At 31.7% G+C, this 20,597-nt stretch carries 12 protein-coding genes and 1 pseudogene; 12 read left to right on the top strand and 1 reads right to left on the bottom strand.

Features of this window, described 5'->3' with window-relative positions; all coding sequences use genetic code 11:
• Positions 1-144: 144 nt before the first annotated feature.
• The gene (locus D2A34_RS04155; RefSeq protein ID WP_243128222.1) at positions 145-1,974 is read left to right on the top strand and encodes an ABC transporter ATP-binding protein; all 1,830 of its coding nucleotides are present in this window, start codon (positions 145-147) and stop codon (positions 1,972-1,974) included.
• The gene (locus tag D2A34_RS04150) at positions 1,971-3,776 is read left to right on the top strand and encodes an ABC transporter ATP-binding protein (protein WP_119365815.1); all 1,806 of its coding nucleotides are present in this window, start codon (positions 1,971-1,973) and stop codon (positions 3,774-3,776) included. The genes D2A34_RS04155 and D2A34_RS04150 overlap by 4 nt, the downstream gene beginning before the upstream one ends.
• Positions 3,777-4,065: 289 nt before the next feature.
• Here D2A34_RS04150 and D2A34_RS04145 read toward each other — a convergent pair whose 3' ends face one another.
• Complete coding sequence (locus D2A34_RS04145) at positions 4,066-5,361, bottom strand: glycoside hydrolase family 27 protein (RefSeq protein WP_119365814.1); 1,296 nt, start codon at positions 5,359-5,361, stop codon at positions 4,066-4,068.
• A gap of 195 nt (positions 5,362-5,556) precedes the next feature.
• Between D2A34_RS04145 and D2A34_RS04140 the strand changes: the two genes are divergently transcribed.
• The 10 genes and pseudogenes from D2A34_RS04140 to D2A34_RS04095 form a co-directional block, all read left to right on the top strand.
• Complete coding sequence (locus D2A34_RS04140) at positions 5,557-6,399, top strand: AraC family transcriptional regulator (protein WP_119365813.1); 843 nt, start codon at positions 5,557-5,559, stop codon at positions 6,397-6,399.
• Positions 6,400-6,691: 292 nt separating this feature from the next.
• A complete protein-coding gene (locus D2A34_RS04135; RefSeq protein ID WP_119365812.1) occupies positions 6,692-8,407 on the top strand; it encodes an SGNH/GDSL hydrolase family protein in 1,716 nt (571 codons plus the stop codon).
• A 359-nt stretch (positions 8,408-8,766) separates the two neighbouring features.
• Positions 8,767-9,276, top strand: coding sequence for a GNAT family N-acetyltransferase (locus tag D2A34_RS04130; protein WP_119365962.1), 510 nt, complete (start codon positions 8,767-8,769; stop codon positions 9,274-9,276).
• Between the two features lie 93 nt (positions 9,277-9,369).
• Positions 9,370-11,196, top strand: coding sequence for an ABC transporter ATP-binding protein (locus D2A34_RS04125; RefSeq protein ID WP_119365811.1), 1,827 nt, complete (start codon positions 9,370-9,372; stop codon positions 11,194-11,196).
• A 1-nt stretch (position 11,197) separates the two neighbouring features.
• Positions 11,198-12,961, top strand: coding sequence for an ABC transporter ATP-binding protein (locus tag D2A34_RS04120; protein ID WP_119365810.1), 1,764 nt, complete (start codon positions 11,198-11,200; stop codon positions 12,959-12,961).
• 126 nt (positions 12,962-13,087) lie between these two features.
• Positions 13,088-15,937 carry a glycosyl hydrolase 115 family protein gene (locus D2A34_RS04115; RefSeq protein WP_119365809.1) on the top strand — a complete coding sequence of 950 codons (2,850 nt, stop codon included), beginning with the start codon at positions 13,088-13,090 and terminating at the stop codon, positions 15,935-15,937.
• Positions 15,938-15,999: 62 nt separating this feature from the next.
• Positions 16,000-16,692 (top strand): DUF624 domain-containing protein, encoded by a 693-nt coding sequence (locus D2A34_RS04110; RefSeq protein WP_119365808.1) that lies wholly within the window; start codon positions 16,000-16,002, stop codon positions 16,690-16,692.
• A gap of 315 nt (positions 16,693-17,007) precedes the next feature.
• Complete coding sequence (locus D2A34_RS04105; RefSeq protein WP_119365807.1) at positions 17,008-18,366, top strand: 6-phospho-beta-glucosidase; 1,359 nt, start codon at positions 17,008-17,010, stop codon at positions 18,364-18,366.
• A gap of 265 nt (positions 18,367-18,631) precedes the next feature.
• Positions 18,632-20,092, top strand: coding sequence for a glycoside hydrolase family 1 protein (locus tag D2A34_RS04100; RefSeq protein WP_119365806.1), 1,461 nt, complete (start codon positions 18,632-18,634; stop codon positions 20,090-20,092).
• Positions 20,093-20,155: 63 nt separating this feature from the next.
• Positions 20,156-20,383 (top strand): annotated as a pseudogene (locus tag D2A34_RS04095) (HAD hydrolase family protein); the annotation flags it as partial.
• Positions 20,384-20,597: the final 214 nt, after the last annotated feature.

Genomic DNA, 20,597 nt, shown 5'->3' with positions numbered 1-20,597 from the left:
TACAGTTTTTAGTAGAATTATCTTGTGGTTTCTTTTACCTTTTATTATAGGTTATAAAAAATATTAACCGAATATGAGGGAAAATGGATAAAGCTTTAGAAGTTTATAATTAATTTTAATTTATAGAAGTTAGGGGGTAACAATTTGAAAAGAGAGATAGATACATTAAGAATGTCTACAATTAAAAACAATATTTTTGCAATGAAAATGGGATGGAAGTTAAGTAAAAGCACTATAATACATGCGTGTATATCATCTGCTCTTGATTATTTTGAATGGATATTCTTCAGCGCAGTTTTTATGAGGTACATAATTAATGGAATTGAAGAGAAGAAAAGTTTTCAATACATACTTAATTTCATAATAATTACGTGTATCTTATTTGTTAGTATAGCCTTATATAGGAGTTATATAAATAATGTCACAATGCAGCTAAATTCTACAACGATATATAAAGGGTTATATGAAAAGCTTTATAAAAAAGCAAGAAATGTTGAGCTTAGCTGCTTTGAAAACCCTGAATTCTATAATAAATATACTATGGCTATTGATGGGGCAGGAGATAAAATTACAAGTGTTATTAAGAATGTCTGGGGAGTGGTTACGGGTGCTATTGCGACCCTCATAGTTTTTTATACAATGTTTTCTATCGATAATATGGCTGTATTATTTGTTATCTTTCCTATCATAGGTAACTTTGTTTTTGGGGGAATAATGAATAAGCTTGAGTTAAAAAGGTACGAAGATAATATACCAAACGAGAGAGTATCACAATATGTAAACAGGGTTATGTACCTTGCTGAGTATGCAAAGGAAATAAGATTATCAAAGATTTATAAACTGATAATAAGAAAATATAATAAAGCTGTGGAAGGAACTGTATCTATCGCAGGGAATTATGCACCAAAGATTGTACCAGTAAATATTTTAAAGAATATCTTTACATTTACTATAATTTTTGAAGGCGTTTTATTATATGGAGCATACAAAGCAATGATAGTTAAAAGTATATCTCTTTCGCAAATGGCCGTTCTTTCAAGTATTATGGTTTCTTCTACTTGGATTTTAATTGGACTTTTCAATTCAATTTTGGAAACTATGAAAAATGGATTATTTGTTAAAAACCTTAGAGTTTTTATGGAGTATAAGGAAGCAATTCCAGAAGATTGGGAAGGAATTATACCTAAACCCTTTATTTCATCAATAGAATTTCGTAATGTGAGTTTTGCTTATAAAGATAATGAGTACATTGTGAAAAATCTAAATTTCAAAATAGAGGGTAACAGTATAGCTGCTTTAGTAGGGCATAATGGTGCCGGAAAATCTACTATTATTAAACTGTTATTTAGACTATATGATCCTACTAATGGAGATATTTTTGTAAATGGAAAAAATATTAAAGAGTATAATTTGAGAGCTTATCGAAAGTTATTTACAGCGGCATTTCAGGATTATAAGGTTCTTGCGCTTTCTATTAAAGAAAATGTTTTAATGGAACATGAATGTGAAAATGAAGATGAAGCAGTTATAGAAGCATTAAAAAAAGCTGGTATTTATGAAAAAGTAGATACTCTTCCAAAAGGAATTGATACCATTTTAACAAAGGAATTCGATGAAAGTGGTGCTGTACTTTCTGGCGGACAATACCAGAAGATTGCTGTTGCAAGGACCTTTGTCCAAGATGCACCAATTAAAGTTTATGATGAACCTTCTTCAGCATTAGATCCTATTGCAGAGTATGAACTATATAAGAGTATTATGAAAGAGAGTAAGAATAAAACAATGATATTTATATCCCATCGTCTTTCTTCTGTACGTAATGCAGATAAAGTATTCATGCTTGAAAATGGAGAAATTATAGAACAGGGTACTCATGAGGAATTAATGGAAATGAAGGGTTCTTATGCAGATATGTATACAAAACAAGCCATGAACTATCTGGCATTAAACAGCATAGAGGGGGTAGAGTTATGAAGCAGAAACAAACTTTTAAGCAGGTAATTGATAACAATTTATTCGTATTAAAAATATGCTTTTCTGCTGCACCTTTATATATTATCACCTATATTCTTGAGATGGTCAGAAATGAAGTTTTTATATTTATCGAACACATTTATGGAATAGGATTTGTACTAGAATCTATTGAATTTGGAAGGCCATTTCGAGATGTAGCTATATTTCTGATTGTTTTATTTATACTAATATGTTTAGGCATGGTTTTCAATGCCTGGATGTATCAGTCTATTGCCCAAAAAGGACTACCAAAGATGAAACAAAAATTCAAGAGTATGCTTTATGAAAAGGCACAGGAACTCGACTTGGAATGTTATGATAATCCGGAATATTATAATGAATTTGTTTTAGCGGTTTCGGAAGCAGATAAGCAGGTTGATAGAATGATGGATTTCTTAAGCAAGCTGTTTGGTGGAATTACTGTATTTGTTACTACAGGGGCTTTTTTCTTAATAAAAGATTCCGTTTCGGTAATTTTTGTAGTATTTTCTTTTATATGTTCTTTTGTATTCATTCAAATAATTAATAAAATCAACTATGGTATTCGATTAGAAAAAAATCCTTATGAAAGAAAAAGATCATATATTAATAGAGTCTTTTATCTAAATGATTATGCAAAGGAATTACGATTAAATCCTGATGTTTCTAATAAGCTTTTTGAACAGTTCAATGAGGCAAATGATGAAATTTATAAAATTGATAAGGCAAATGCAAAAAGAAAATTTATAATTACTTTTATTAAAGACTACCTATGCAATGATTTTATTAGTGATGTACTTTATATCATATATTTAGTATATAAAGCAGTAGTAATACGTGCTGTTTCTTACAGTAGTGTTGTAATTTTATTTAATTCCTTTGGAAATCTAAAAAGAAGCCTTCGCATTGTCACAGAAGTTTATCCATATGCTAGTGAGACTAGTCTATATGTTGATAAAATCCGCAATTTCTTAAATTACAAGCCAGAAATATTCAGTAAAAAGAAGCTTCAAGTACCAAAGGAACCAAAGAAAATAGAATTTAGAAATGTATGTTTTGCCTATAAAGAAGAAGAAGGAAATATTACTAATAACCTAAGTGTTATAATTAATCCTTGTGAAAAAATTGCATTAGTAGGTTACAATGGTGCAGGGAAAACAACATTAATAAAGCTTCTTATGCGTTTATATGATACAAAAAGTGGGACAATCTTATTAGATGGCATAGATATTAAAGAATATGATGTAGAGCAGTATCGTAATTATATAGGAACTGTTTTTCAAGATTATAATATGTATGCTGCTACAGTAAAAGAGAATGTATTAATGAATAATGCAGATGAAGCAGCAGAAGATAAAATAATGGAATCCTTAGTGAAAAGCGGATTTGGAGAGAGGTTATTAAGTTTGAAGAGTGGAATTAATACCCCTGTTACAGCAGAGTTTGAAGATAATGGGGTAAATTTATCTGGCGGAGAAGCTCAGAAAGTTGCCATTTCAAGAGCATTTTATAAAGATTCAGGTCTAATTATATTAGACGAACCATCTTCAGCTCTTGATCCAATCGCTGAGTACGAATTAAATCATTCAATGCTAGAAGCCACTGAAAATAAAACAGTTATTTTTATTTCTCACAGACTTTCTACTACACGTTTAGCTGACAAAATATTTATGCTAGAAGATGGAAATATAATTGAGGCAGGAAGCCATGATGAGCTTTTAAAGCTAAATGGAAAATATGCTGAAATGTGGCGTGTGCAGGCAGGACAATATTTGGCAGTATAATAGAAGCTAATAATTTAAGAAATTTTAAGTATAATTCACTTATGAATTTTAAAAATATAATGTAACTATGCTAAGGTTTCGAATATAAACATTAGGCACAATAAAAAATTAATAGACCATTAAGTTGCATATTTTACATCATCCTGTGTCGGTAAAGTACCATAATAGGCTTGCTATTATGATACTTTACCTTCTTATTTGATGGAGAATATTCAGGTTAGTTTTGGAATTGTTATTTTATATGCCTAAAGTTGAAATAATTGTAGTTTTTTTGGCTACAGTTGTTTTATTATAATTTATATAGTGATGCACCATGTGAGGGAATGTTAGCAATAAGTACATCTTCAACTGGAGGTAAATTTTCATGTTTCCATAGATCACGAGGAGAAACTTTAAAATTAATTCCAATATCTTTCAAAGAGATCTCTAAAATTTGACTTTCTTCTGATAAATTGAATAGAGCTAAATAACAACTATTATCATTAATATCTCTACTAAACCATATTGCATGTTTATTATCACGTTCTACTTGAATTGCTCCATGTGAATTTGATATTAAGTGAAGGACTTCATCATTTGTCAAAAGTTCTAAAGTTTGTGAATCTAATTTGGTCAATTCAGCTCCAATCATTAGAGGAGAACGGAATATGCACCAAAGGGTCATTAATGTAATCTGTTCATCGATTGTAAAATTAGTATAGCGTTCCTGACCAAAACCTTTACCTAACCACCCAACTGGAATCATATCGCAGTCGGGATAACAGCCAGTTGATACATGGTTTTGCCAAATCTCACAACGTTTAAACATATCTTTTAGTGAGTCCCAATTATCCCAAAAGTCATCAGTAATACGCCACATATTTGCATACTTTTCTAAATGCCAAGCTTTTTCTATGACAGCTGGTCCCGGTGAAAGACTTAAAACCATATCTCTTTCAGAATTTAAAATAGCCTTATGAATCATTTCGATTTCCTTTTCAGCTGAATATGGATTATCTATATAGAAATTAGTGTTACATATATCATCGACCTTTACGAAATCAACACCCCACTGCGCATATAGTTCAAAAATGGAATTATAGTATTTCTGAGCACCAGGCTTTTGATAATCAACTCCATACATATCAGGATTCCATTTAGAAATAGAATAAGGATTTGCAATTTTATCAGCAGTTATATCAGTACCTTTAATTTTCGCATGTGTATGAGCAGCATATCTAGGAATACCTCTCATAATATGAATACCGAATTTTAAACCTAAGCTATGAATATAATCTGCAAGAGGACGGAAACCAGCACCATTTTTAGAAGATGGAAATCGATTTTCAGCTGGAAGCTGTCTAGAATATTCATCTATATTAAAGTGGCTAAAATTTATATATTGGTAGTTTGTTCTGTCAGTGCCTGCGTAAGAATCAGACCATTGAATATCAACAACAACATATTCATAACCATGAGATTTTAAATGTTTTGCCATATATTCAGCATTAGATTTTACTTCAGCTTCATTTACTGTAGTATCATAATAATCATAACTATTCCAACCCAGTGGTGGAGTTTTAGCAAACGTGTTTTTTAATAGCATAATAAAAATCCTTTCTATAATAAATTTTTTATGAATTAACCTAAGTATCACATTAAACTGTTATATGAAATAAAGTATTTTTTTGATGTGATAATACTATACAAAATTATATTGATATGATACTTTATATTAAGTATATTACAGTACTTTTTAGAGAAACAAGAGTGATAAAATGATAAAAGAGGTGAATTTTTGATGTCATATAAATTTGGATCTTATGGTTTTATATTTTTTGACGAAATTCCAAATCCACCATTTGAATTGAAGGATATGGGAGTTGAAAAGAGGAATACTTCTGATTATTATTTTGATAATAATCTTAGAGATATAAAAGGATATCTGTTTCAATACACTTTAAAAGGTTATGGAGTTTTTGAATCAGGAAATCAAAAATATCGCATTGAGGCAGGGAAGGCATTTTTTGTTGAAATTCCAGATAATGAAAAATATTATTGCCCAGATGATTTAGATGAGGATGGATGGCAGATATTATATATTCATTTTGAAGGGACTGCTGTAAAGTCATATTATGATAAGATAGTGAACAAAACAGGAAAGATTATAACCCTTTCTGAAAATAGCAGTGTTATACAGTACTTATTAAAGTTTCATGAAAATTTAAGCAATGGAATGCATATTCAGCCTTTTGTAGGAAGTGAAACAGTTTTTCATTTTCTATGTCTGTTATGTAGTAAAATTGCTTATAATCAAGATGATTATTCCATGAGGACAAGAATAGCCATAGAAAGAATGGAAAATGAGTTTTCAAAGCTTGAAGGAATTAACGCATTAGCTGAGGTGTTTGGAATTTCTCTTAGTCATTTTACTAGAGAATTTACTAAGGAAACAGGAGTAAATCCATTGAAATATCTCACAAACATCAGGATGCAGTATGCAATGGAACTGCTTCATAACACAGAGCTTTCTGTAAATGAAATAGCTTTAAAATGTGGTTTTTCTTGTGGTAATTATTTTAGTAAGTGTTTTAAGAAAAATACGAAGCTTACACCATATCAATTCCGTAATGAAAGAAATTAATTTAGAAGTGATAAAAGGGTGAGGGTTAGCATGAAAAATCAATTATATATAAAAACTGGGATAAAATCTATAGTTTTATAGGTTTTAAATTAATAACAATTTTAGTAAGATGATTTTAGAATTAATTCAGTGAATATACCTATTCAGTGTGACCACATGATTTTAGCTTATTTTTAGTATTGTTGATGTGTTATGTACTTTCTATTGTAAACGTAAACTAGAACACAGTGACACACTACTGGGAAAATTGTCAGCCTATTTTCCATTATCTCAAGAGGAGGGATAGAAAGATATGATTAATAATTCACAATTAGGGCCTAAAGCACCTAAGGATCCGCAAAAAAAACGCAGCGGTTTCTATATAATGATAGATAAGATTATAGAGGCTACTGCACGATTAGGGGAAAAACCTGCACAGGAAATTTATTTAGATGAAGGGCGTTTGGCGACTAATGCTCAATTTGTAGGAGGTGTTAATGATGAAAAAATCATTGAACTTCTGAAGGACTGTGAAGGTGTTCATAAACTTGTTCATAGTATCGGAGTATCAGTAACGACATCAGATGATGTAGGAACTATTGATTTTGTATTTCAAAATTATGGGAAAGTAGACAGATATGGAGGAGGAACATGTATTAAGGTTCCATGTACCAGAAATGGAGAAGAGGTAATCCTTAAGCTGGAGGATTATGAGTGGCTAGCAGATGATGATGTTGTGGGCAAGATGGCATTTGAGTTTGAGAAGCCAGGTTTGACAGCAAAGGTAACGGTGAAGATTTATTTGAAGAATGGATATGAAGTGCCTGAAATTACTGTGGATCCGCCCGTGGAATTTGGAAGTGCCAAGTATAATTCTATGATTTCAAAATCTCTTTTAAATCTGGGTAATAACAGAAGGCTAAAAGCTGCAATAGATAAGGCAAGAGAAGGAGAAGATGTAACCATTGCTTATATTGGTGGTTCTATTACTCAGGGAGCTGGGGCAAAACCTATTCATACAGAATGTTATGCCTATAGATCTTTTGTTAAATTTAAAGAGATGTATGGAAAAAATAGTGGAGATAATGTCCGTTTTGTAAAGGCAGGAGTAGGTGGAACACCTTCTGAATTAGGTATGATACGATACGACAGAGATGTTCTCAGAGATGGAAAGGTAAAACCAGATATTGTAGTTGTTGAGTTTGCTGTGAATGATGAAGGGGACGAGACAAAAGGCATATGTTATGAAAGTTTAATCCTGAATATACTTTCGTGCGAAAATAAACCAGCAGTAGTTTTATTGTTCAGTGTATTCGCTAATGATTGGAACTTGCAGGAAAGACTTTCACAGGTAGGAAAGCTTTATGACTTGCCTATGGTAAGTATATCTGATGCTGTGGTTGAACAATTTAAGTTTACCAAAGAGGAAGGAAACATTATAACTAAGAGACAGTTTTTTTATGATATTTACCACCCTACCAATGACGGACATGCTATAATGACAGACTGTCTTGCATACTTATTTGAACAAACTGCAAATAGTTCTTTGGATGAGAAGGATGTTTCATTAGATAAAGAACCAGTTATAGGTAATTCATTTGTAGGCATACATCTTATCGATAAGAAGGACAATGAATGTGGTGCAGTAATAGAACAGGGAAGTTTTAAAGAAACAGATGAAGAACTTCAATTTGTAGAAATGGATGACAATCCTCTTGGTATACCACAATTTCCATATAATTGGATGCATACGCCGGGTTCCGGAGATGACAGTTTTCATTTGGCTATTAACAGTAGAAGCTTGCTGTTAGTCTTTAAGGATTCAGGAAGAATGGATTTTGGTAAGGCAGATGTTTATGTGGATGGTACTTTTGTGCTAACAGCAGATCCAAAAGCAGTAGGTTGGACACACTGTAATGCAGTTATTTTATATCAGGAGGAAAGTAGCAGGGAACATAATGTAGAAATAAAGATAGCAGAAGACAGCAAGGATAAGTATTTTACTATACTGGGATTCGGATATAATTAGAAGGTTTTAAATTCAAGATTAAATAATATTGATAGAAAAGAAGCTGTTACACTAAAAAATATTGGTGTTCAGCTCTTTTTGTATAAAAATTTATGATTTGGGAGTAAATTAAAGATTTAAAAATATAATTTTTAATATTTTTAATATAATTTTTTATGTTTTTAATATAATTTGTTAGTTTTTTTAATTTCTAATTAGTGTTAAATTTTAAAGGGACATGTTTTTAATAAAAATCATAATTTAACACGAATTAATAAAATTTATTGATATTGTATTAATTTTAGCAGGGCAGGTAGTTGCAAAGCCTGATGTTAGATTTTAGGAAGGAAGGTTACTTATTGTTAAGAGGTGAAAATAAAATGAATTTAAAAAATTTGCATACAAATAGACTAATATTAATACCTATGACATTGGAGATAACACAATCATTAATAAAGGGAAGTAGTATGGAAGTTGAGAAGCTTGGAATTAAATGTGATAAAAAATGGCCTACAGAAGATACAATGGATATTTTGCCTATTATAAATAGTTCATTAGAAAAGACTAAAATACCAACTGGATTTGAAACTTGGATGATAGTAGACAAAAATAATAAGAAAATAATTGGAGATATAGGTTTCCATGGAGAGCCAAATAAAAATGGTGAAGTTGAAGTTGGATTTGGATTAGTAGAACATGAAAGAGGAAAAGGTTTTGGTTCAGAAGCATTAGAGGCTATTATGAATTGGTTAAAGTTTCAAGAAGGAGCTAAAGTCATTAAGGCTGAATGTTTGATTAGCAACAAGTCTTCTGCTCGAATACTAGAAAGGGCTGGATTAAAAGAAGTTAATAGAGATGAGGAGTTAATTTACTGGGAACTTATTAAATAAATCTGAGATAAAGATGAATTTCATTTGGGATTTATCTTTAATTTAAGCATTACAGTAAAGCACGGGTATATTCATAAAGAAAGGAGTGATTTTATGGAAGTGCTACAGTTTGGTTTTAAGTATTGGAAAAGGAACTTGCCAGGGGCTGTTATTATACAGCTTGTTAGTTATATAGCTATAGTTGCAGATTTAATGATTCCTATATTTTCAGAAATGTTTATTGATTATGTTATATGTGATAATAAGCCTGCAAATAATGGGTTATTTTCATTTGTGTTTAATGGAAAATATGGTGAAGTTCATTCAATGAAGCTTTTTTTCAGTTTAGCAACTGTGTTTATAGTCTTTCTTATTGCAAGGATAATTCTTATTTATATTAAAAATACCACTAATCAACGCCTTGGTCTTAACTTAGAAAGGGACTTAAGAGCGATTACTTTTCGTAAACTCATGGAGCTGGACAGTGGAGCTATTTCGCAATACAACACTGGGGAATTATTAACAACTATGAATTTTGATACAATCATGTATAAGGAGCTTTTTTGCAGAATGATCCCTAATATATTAGATAGTATATTTGTACTGATTACTTGTACATTTTTATTATCAAGTATTAACATGAGTCTTATTGCCATTCCGCTAATTATGATGCCAATTTTTATTATCGCATTGCAGAATTTTAAAAAGGCGGCGAAGGCTAATTACAGCAATATAAGAAAGAGTAATAGTGAGATGAGTTTAAATGTTCAAGAGAATATTGAGGCAGTACGCCTGGTTCGTTCTTTTACTAATGAGGAGCTTGAAAAAAGAAAGTTTGATAAGTCCAATGAGAAAATGAAAAATTCCTATATCAGTCAAATCAATCTATCAGCTAAGTTTGAAGTTATATTTAGTTCAATTAAGCAGATATCCTATATCGGAACCATTACAGTTAGCACAATTCTTGTTATAAAAGGGTATATGATGGTAGGATACCTAGTTGCATGTTCTAACTATGTACTTAAAATAATGGATCATATATCGCAGATCAATAGCACTTTGTTCCAAATGCAACAACAGTTTGTTTCAGGACAAAAAATGATGAATTTCATTAACTGCGAATCTAAAATAACCGATGGCAAGGCAAATTTTAAAATAAGTAGCGTACCTAACATCCGCATTAAGAATGCATATCTTACAATGGAGGAGAATGAGGTACTTAAGGGTGTCAGCCTCGATATTCCATATGGGAAAAAGGTTGGTATTGTAGGAGGAACAGGAAGTGGTAAAAGTGTGCTTTTAGAGTCCTTAGTGCGTATCCATGACCTAACAAGTGGAACCATCGAGATAAATGGAAACGATATAAGAGATTATTCCCTTAAATCTATTAGAAATAATTTTTCGTATGTATTTCAAGAAGTATTTCTTTTCTCTAATACTATTGATTCTAATATAGCATATGCTGAACCTGAAATTGAAAAAGAACAGGTAATAAAAGCAGCAAAACACGCTCAAGCACACAGTTTTGTTAAAAAGCTTCCAGTAGGCTATGAAACAATTGTTGGAGAGAAGGGAATGGGTATATCAGGAGGACAAAAGCAGAGAGTTTCTATAGCTAGAGCACTTCTCAAAGATTCTCCTGTACTTATACTTGATGATTCAACAAGTGCATTGGATGTCGATACAGAGAAGAGACTTCTTGCAGATATTAAAAAGCATTATCCCAATAAAACTATTCTTATTTCTGCCCACAGGATGTCCTCAGTGATTGATTGTGATGAAATAATTTATATGCAGGACGGTATAATTTCAGAGAGAGGAACCTTTGATGAGCTTATGAAGCTTGGAGGTCATTTTGCAAAGGTATATAAAATTCAAGAAGCTCAGAGAAAATCAGTTATCGACTTTGATGCTCTAGCAACAGGTGAGGTGGGAAGATAAGATGGCACAGAGAAATACGTATTTTCAGGATGAAATCATAGAAAAGAAATTGGATATTAAGCAGTTCGGGAGAATTATACGTTATATCTTTCCGTATAAAAATACTTTTATACTAGTAGGTTTTTTAATGCTTATTTCAGCGGCAGTATCAATGATGGCGCCATTATTACTCAGATATATTATTAATCATACAGTTATAGATAAGGATTATGGAGAACTAGTACTCATAGTTTCCGGTTTTTTGGTACTCGCAGCTATTGAAATAGGAATTACGTTTGCTCATCAAAGACTTATGGGTAAGACGGGGCATAACATAATTGCGAAAATAAGGAAAGACATATTTTATAAACTTCAACAGCTGTCATTTGATTACTTTGATTCAAGACCTGATGGTAAGATAGTTGTACGTGTTACTGATTATATTAATGATCTAGCCAACTTTTTTACTAACAATTTGCTATTATTTCTTATTTATATAGTAAAAATAATAGTTGTTACTATATTTATGCTTGCAATAAGTCCTCAGCTTACAATTATAGTTTTTGGAGCAGTTATACCTATGATGATATGTGTCTTTGGACTCAGGTATTCAATAAGGAAGCTGTTTGCATATCACAGAGCAAGGCTTTCAAACAGAACAGCGTTTCTTGTGGAATCAATTATGGGTGAAAAAATAGTTAAGAACTATAATAGAATTGATATGAATGAAAAAATATATATGGAAGTTCACGATATTAGCGCTAGAACATGGATGCAGATAGTTATGAGAAACGAACTTAATACACCAACTGTTGAAATATTTTGGAATCTTGGTACTCTCTGTTTGTATGGAACAGCATTATATTTGATACTTCAAGGAAATAGCAATATTGATGCTGGTACAATAGTCGCTTTCATAAGCTATATGAGCCTTTTCAGTGGTCCTCTTACACAGGTTGCTATCATTATACAACAATTGGCTCAGGTAAGTTCTAACTTAGAGCAGGTATTTGATACAATTGATTATTCTGTTGAGATTGAAAGTAGGTATAGCGGAATTGAACTTAAAAATGTAAAAGGTCAGGTTGATTTTGATAATGTAACTTTTGCATATGAAGATGGAGTAGATGTCCTGAAGGACTTTAATCTCCATGTGAAACCAGGAGAAAGTATCGCGTTAGTAGGACCTACAGGTGCGGGTAAGACAACAGTAATTAATACTATTACAAGATTTTACGATGTAAATAAAGGTAGTGTTAAGATAGATGGCATTGATGTAAGAGAGGTTACGCTTGATTCACTTCGTAGAGAAGTTGGAGTATTGATGCAAGATCCTTTTATATTCAAAGGAACTGTAATAGATAATATACGATATGGAAGACCAGATGCAACAGATGTAGAATGTATTAAAGCTGCTAAAACTATCTTTGCAGACAGATGTATAGATAAAATGAAAGATGGTTTTTATCAAGAGCTTGAGGAACGTGGTTCAGGACTTTCAGCAGGAGAAAAGCAGCTAATAAGCTTTGCTCGTATTATTCTTAAAAATCCTTCAGTTATTATATTAGATGAAGCAACAAGTTCTATAGATACAGAGACAGAGAATTTAATTAAAGAGGCAATGGACGTAATTCTTAAAGACAAAACAGCGTTTATAGTAGCACATAGGTTATCCACCATAAGAAATGCTGATAGGATTCTATATATTGACAATAATACAATTGCTGAAGAAGGAACTCATGAGGAACTTATGAAGCTCAAAGGACTATACTATAGTTTAAATTAGGTCATATTAATAAAGGTTTATGGAAATTGCATAGTAAGAATGATATTAAGTCATATTGTTATTCATTTAGCGTGTAGGTCATAGAAGATAATTATATAGGAATCATGAAGGGGTAAGATAAGAAGTATGAAAAACGTAACAATTGTGGCATCAGGAAAAGCAGCTGCCATATATATAGATTCAAAAGGAAATGACTATAAAGGTTTAAAGCTTGTTGCTAATTCCTTTGCAGAAGATGTTAATTTAGTTACTGGGGTAACTCCAACGGTAGTAACAGATGTCAGAGAATTAAAGGAAACAGTAGTTATTGCGGGCTCAATAGGAAATAACAAAATAATTGATTCGTTAATTACTAAAGGAATACTAGATGTATCTTTAATAAAGGACAAGCGCGAATGCTATAATACACAGCTTGTTGAAAAGCCAATTGAAGGTGTGGACAAAGCTCTTGTTATTGTAGGAAGCGATAAGAGAGGGACAATTTACGGTATTTATCGTATTTCAGAACTAATTGGAGTAAGTCCATGGGTTTATTTTGCAGATGTTATGCCAGCAAAGAAATCTGAATTGATTTTTTCAGATAAAGAGTTAAACATCACTTCAAAAGAACCATCTGTAAAATATAGAGGCTTTTTCTTAAATGATGAATGGCCATCTTTAGGATCATGGGTAACTAATGCATTTGAAGATTTTAATGAAGAATTTTATGATAAGGTCTTCCAGTTGATTTTGAGATTAAAAGGAAATTTTATGTGGCCAGCTATGTGGAGTGCTGTATTTAGCGAAAATGGTAAAAGCTATCCTTTAGCTAATGCAGAGCTTGCTGATGCATATGGTATTGTAATGGGTACATCTCATCATGAACCAATGTTCAGAGCAGGTGAAGAATGGAAGAATATTAATGGCCAGTATGGTACAAACCCACTATGGGATTTTTCCAGCAATACAGCTGCTATAACAAAGTTTTGGGAAGATGGGCTCAAGCGTAACAAGGGTCTTGAAAGTCTAATTACCATAGGTATGAGAGGAGAGCAAGACTCTGCATTAAAAGGTTCTGAAGAAGAAAACATAGAACTTTTAAAGGATATTATTAGAACACAAAAGCGTTTATTAAAAGAACAAGGTCTTGAAGATGCACCTCAGGTTCTTACTATATATAAGGAAGTAGAAAAATATTGGTATGGAACAGATAAGGCAGAGGGATTAAGAACTTGGGATGTGCTAGATGATGTTACAATTATGCTTGCAGATGATAATTTTGCTAATGTACGTACCCTTCCAGAAGAAGCAGAACGAAATCGTAAGGCTGGCTGGGGAATGTACTACCATTTTGATTATCATGGAGGTCCACGTTCTTATGAATGGGTAAATACAACTCCCCTTGAAAAAGTATGGGAACAGATGACTATGGCTTATGATTACGGTGTACGTGATATATGGATTGTTAACACTGGAGATTTAAAACCAAACGAATTTCCTGTTTCCTACTTCTTAGATTTGGCCTATGACTTTGAAACTTGGGGTGTTAATGGAAGAAATAAGACCAAGGAATATACAAAGAAGTGGACGATGCAGCAATTTGGAAATGCTGTAGACGATGATGTATTAGATGGGATCGAGAGTATACTAATAGGCTACACTAAAATGAGCGGATGTAGAAAACCTGAGGTCACTTTTGCTCATACATATAGTTATATAAATTATAATGAGGCACAAAGAGTGATGGAAAAAGCAATTGATCTAGAGAATAAATCCAAGAAATATTACGATGAGATGCCAGAAGTTTATAAGGACGCATATTACCAGTTGGTTTATTATCCTGCAGCAGCATCTGCAAATATTGTTAAAATGCAGATATATGCAGGATTAAATAATCTGTATTATAAACGAAATAGTGCCCTTGCAAATTTATATGCTGAATTGGTAGAAGAATGTAAAGTAAAAGATATTGAAATGCAGGCTTATTATAATGACAATATGTCTAATGGCAAGTGGAAGGGAATGATGAGTTCTCCTCATATAGGATATATGGAATGGAGTCCTGATAGCTGGACGTATCCGGAAGTTTTCAAAATTTCGCTAAAAGATGGAAGTTCTATGATTGTAGATGTACAAGGAACTGAAGAAGCATACTGTTCTGGTACAGTGGTTCTGCCAGTCTTTACAAACTTGGGTAAAGAGAGTTATTCTATTGTTATAAGCAATGGAGGAAACACAGAATTTGATTATAAAATTGAAACAAGTGCAGATTGGATAAAGTTAAATAGTAAACGAGGAACTATATCTGATGGAATAAAAATTAATGTTTTAATAGATTGGAATAAAGTATCCAAAACATCAAGTGGTTTCATAATTATTTCGGGCGCAGGAGAAAAAGTAAGGGTAAACGTTACTGCTGAAGTCATTGATATCACTGGTTTACTAGATATGACCTTTGCTGAGGCACATGATGTGGTTTCTATTGAAGCAGAGCATGTAGTAGATAAAGTCCAAAAATCCAATGTGGAATGGAAAGTAATTGAAAATTACGGGCGTACTTTATCTTCAATGAAGATGTTCCCTACAACTGTGTCCTTTAAAAAAGTAGAAGATGCACCATATTTAGAATATAGATTAAGGGTGAATGAGGACGCAGAATATACGTTAGCAACCTACGTTGCACCAACCAATAATTTAACTAAAAAGAGCAGATTAAAATATGCAGTAGCCTTTGATGATGAGAAACCAACTATAGCAGATGCTCTGCCAAAGGATTTTATTGCGGGAGATTACGATAATGACATTTGGTGCAATGCAGTTTTGGAAAATATCCATATAACTACGACTATTCATAAATTAGATAAAGGAATCCATAGACTTAGATTCTATGGATTGGATGCAGGATTAGTATTGCAAAAGCTGGTATTATCAAAAGGAAAACTTCCAAATTCGTTTTTTGGACCAGAAGAGAGTTTTAGTATAGAAAAAACATATTGAAATCGATTTTGCAATCAAATCTTCATAGAATCAGAACGATTAATAGCACAGGAGGAAATATAATGAAAGAATTTTATGATAAACCAATTTATGCGATCACAAATTATATGATTGGGTTTTGTTTAAGTAGTATCTACGTAGCAATTTGCAATATACTTCTCATATTACTTTTAATTTTAACTGTAATATCTCCTGAGAATTTTAATTTCTTTCTTTTATTTATCTGTCTAATTCCTTTGGGCCCATCTTTAGGCGCGTTATATAGCACTATAGGGAAGATAATCCGTGAGAAAGATATTTATTTTTCTTCAGTCTTTTGGAATTCCTATAAGAAGAATTTTTTATCTAATCTTAAGCTTTGGCTTACTGAGCTTATCCTAATAACAATATTTTTTATTGATTTTAGATATTTCTATGTGAATATGCCTCAGACGGGTATACATATAATTATTGCTTTACTTATGATAATATTACTGGTTGCAGGGTTATATGCTTTCTCTATAAATTCTAGGTTTGAGATTAAATTAAAGGATTTATTAATGTTATCCTTATATTTTATGATTAAAAAGTTTCCTACAACTATTTTAAAGATTATTGTTTTGGCTTTGGCATATTATTTACTAAAATCTACTTCTATTGTATTTCTAATTTTCGTACCTAGCATAGTTTGTACTATCTTTACCTACTATGATAAAAATATCTTTTTAGAAATAGAAAATAAGTTTATATCATCTGCTCAAAATCCTTTAAGCTAAGGAAATATAATTCCAGATATTCTCTTGTGAACTGAGCACTGGAGAGTATCTGGAATATTTTTTATGAGCTTATATAAAACAACTTGTTTTATAAAAAAACAAATAACTAAAAAGTAGCATGTGTAACTAAAATCCCTAAACTCAGATATTTTACCTTGATTTATGATATCTTTAAGTAAAGGGTTACTTAAACCATATCCATGTGTGGATAGCTCCGAATTCCCCTCACTTAGAATTAATTTTAAGGTGTTTTCACTTTATTAAAATGTGATTGGAAAATAAAATTTATATATAAATCAAGGGAGGAAATATACTATGAGAAAAGAAAAAATCAAAATAGTTACTATTGGTGGAGGATCAAGTTATACTCCTGAGTTAATTGAAGGATTTATTAAAAGAAAAGCTGAACTTCCAATAAAAGAAATATGGCTTGTCGATATTGAAGATGGAAAAGAAAAATTAGAAATCGTTGGAGCTATGGCTCAAAGAATGGTTAAAGCAGCAGGTTTGGACTGGGAAGTAAATTTAACTTTAGATAGGAGAAAAGCACTTAAAGATGCAGACTTTGTATCAACTCAATTTAGAGTAGGTCTTTTAGATGCAAGAATAAAAGATGAAAGAATTCCTTTAAGTCATGGAATGATTGGACAAGAAACTAATGGTGCTGGTGGGATGTTTAAAGCCTTTAGAACAATTCCAGTAATCTTAGACATAATAGATGATATGAGAGAATTATGCCCAGATGCATGGCTTGTTAATTTCACTAATCCATCTGGTATGGTAACAGAAGCATCTATTAAATATGGTGGATGGGATAAAACGGTTGGATTATGCAATGTTCCAATTAATTGTATAGAAGACGATGCCAAAAAGCTTGGTGTTTCTTCAAGTGAGTTATTCTTTGAGTTTGCAGGGCTAAACCATTTTCACTGGCATAGGGTATGGGATAAAGAAGGAAATGAAAGAACAGCAGAAGTAATCGAAAAAATGTACAACCCAGAACTAGCAGAAGAAAATAAGGATGCGGGAGTTGCAAACATAAAAGATATTAAATTTAACTATGAACAAATTAAAGATCTAGGAATTTTACCTTGTCCATACCATAGATATTACTATGTTACAGATGATATGCTACAAGAGGAACTTGAAAGTTTCTCAAAAGGAGAAACTAGAGCAGAAGTTGTAAAAAGAACGGAAGCAGAATTATTTGAATTATATAAAGATCCAAAACTTGATTATAAACCAGAACAATTAACTAAGAGAGGCGGAACTCACTACAGTGATGCAGCATGCGAATTAATTGCTTCAATCTATAATGATAAGAGAACAACAATGGTAGTTTGCACAAAGAATAATGGGGCACTAGAAGATCTTCCATATGACTCTATAGTAGAAGTTTCAAGTATAATCACATCCCATGGACCAGAACCAATTAACTTTGGAAAATTTGATCCAGCTCCAAGAGGTATGGTTCAAATAATGAAGGGAATGGAAGAAACAACAATTTCAGCAGCGGTTACAGGTAATTATGATAAGGCACTTCACGCATTTACAATAAATCCACTAGTTCCAAGTGGAAAAGTTTCTAAAATTGTATTAGATGAATTGTTAGTAGCGCATAAAAAGCATTTACCTCAATTTAAAGATGTAATAGAAAAATTAGAAGATAGATAGGAAAGATTAATAATATAGGATATTCTGGGTATCTTATAAAGGAAATATAAATTATTCCTTTCAAGATATTCTATGATTAGATTTGATTTAAGTGGGGGCAATCCCCACTTGAATTTTAATAAAGTTTATGATAAAGATGTTTATAATTTTTAGGAATAGAAATAATATCATATATTTTGATATATGTTTCACTATTAGCAGTTGCAAACCAGATAAAAATAAAGACTAATAGTATAGAAGTAGTACAAGTTATAGGAGGAATAGAATGTTAAACAATAAATTTCAAGGTTTACCAAAGGATTTCTTATGGGGAGGAGCAACAGCTGCAAACCAATTTGAAGGTGGATATAGAGAAGGCGGAAAGGGTCTTAGTACCGCAGATGTTATGACTGGTGGTACCCATACTACTCCAAGAAGAATAACACCAGAATTAGAAGAAGGAACATATTATCCAAGTCATGAAGCGATAGATTTTTATCATCATTATAAAGAAGATATTAAATTATTTGGAGAAATGGGATTTAAGACTTTTAGATTATCAATAAATTGGAGCAGAATTTTCCCGAATGGTGATGATGCGACTCCAAATGAAGAAGGTTTAAAATTCTATGATGATGTTTTTGCAGAATTAAAAAAATACAATATTGAACCATTAGTTACAATCTCTCATTATGAAACTCCGTTTGGATTAACTAAAAAATACAACGGATGGGCTGGGAGAGAAGTTATTGAGTGCTATGTTAGATATTGCGAAACTATATTTAAAAGATATAAGGACGTTGTAAAATACTGGCTTACATTTAATGAAATTAACTGCTTAACAATGCCATTTGGTGCATTCATGGGTGGTGGAATATTATTAAATGATGGCGGTGAACTTGCCTTTGATAAAGAAACTGATGATAGCAAACAAATAAGATTCCAAGCACTTCATCATCAATTTATTGCTAGTGCAAAGGCTGTTAAATTAGGACATGAAATCAATAAAGATTTTAAAATAGGATGTATGATTGCATATATGACAACATATCCATATACATGTAATCCAGAAGATGTATTCTTAGCTCAAGAAAGAGATAATTTAAATAATTTTTTATGTTCCGATGTTCAAGTAAGAGGAGCATATCCAGGTTTTGCAAAGAGATTTTTTAGAGAGAATAATATTGAAATAAAAATGCAAGAAGAAGATGAGAAAATTCTAAAGGAAGGCTGTGTAGATTTTTATACATTTAGCTACTACATGTCAAACTGTTCAAGCACAGATTCAAATTTAGAAAAGACTTCTGGAAATATACTTGGAGGTGTAAAGAATCCTTATCTTAAAGCGAGTGATTGGGGATGGCAGATTGACCCTAAGGGATTAAGATGGACATTAAATAATATCCACAATAGATATCAAATTCCACTAATGGTTGTGGAAAATGGATTAGGTGCTGTGGATGAAGCTCTCGCAGACGGTTCAATTAACGATGATTATAGAATTGACTACTTAAGAGACCATATAAAAGAAATGAAAGAAGCAGTTAATGATGGAGTTGAGTTAATGGGATACACTCCATGGGGATGTATAGATTTAGTAAGTGCATCAACAGGTGAAATGAAAAAGAGATATGGCTTTATTTATGTAAATAAAGATAATGATGGAAATGGAGATTTGAGTAGATCAAGAAAGAAGAGCTTCTATTGGTATAAAAAAGTAATAGAAACTAATGGAGAAGAACTTTAATGTAAACTAGATCTAAATATGTAACTTGCCGAAATGAGTAGCATACTTTTATTACAGTTTCTTAAGGTAGTAGAAAATATGGGAATACAAAAAGAAGAAGTTGCTGTAATTGGAGATGGTTTAAATGATTATTCCATGTTTGCTGAATTTCCTATATCTTTTGCCATGGAAAATGCAGTACCTGAAATAAAAGAGACAGCAAAGCATATAACTGACACAAATTATAATTCAGGAGTTGCAAAAGCTATAAATAAAATATTACAGGAATATAAGGTTGATTATAAAGGCTAGAAATAATAAAATTCTAGCCTTATTTTATTTGTCTAACATATTTGCTGTGCTGAGAGGCTGAAAAATAATATCGTAATTGAGATAAATTAAAAGTAAAATTAAATAAAAGTGTTTATTTAATTTTGGATTTAGAATTTATAAACAACTAATATACTGGTTATAATATAAAATCTAAGAGTAAAATACTTTTGTGAAAAAATAATTGATTTTATTA

Source organism: Clostridium chromiireducens, from assembly GCF_003575225.1.
GTDB classification, from domain to species: domain Bacteria; phylum Bacillota; class Clostridia; order Clostridiales; family Clostridiaceae; genus Clostridium; species Clostridium chromiireducens.
This window is presented reverse-complemented; position numbering and strand designations above follow the sequence as displayed.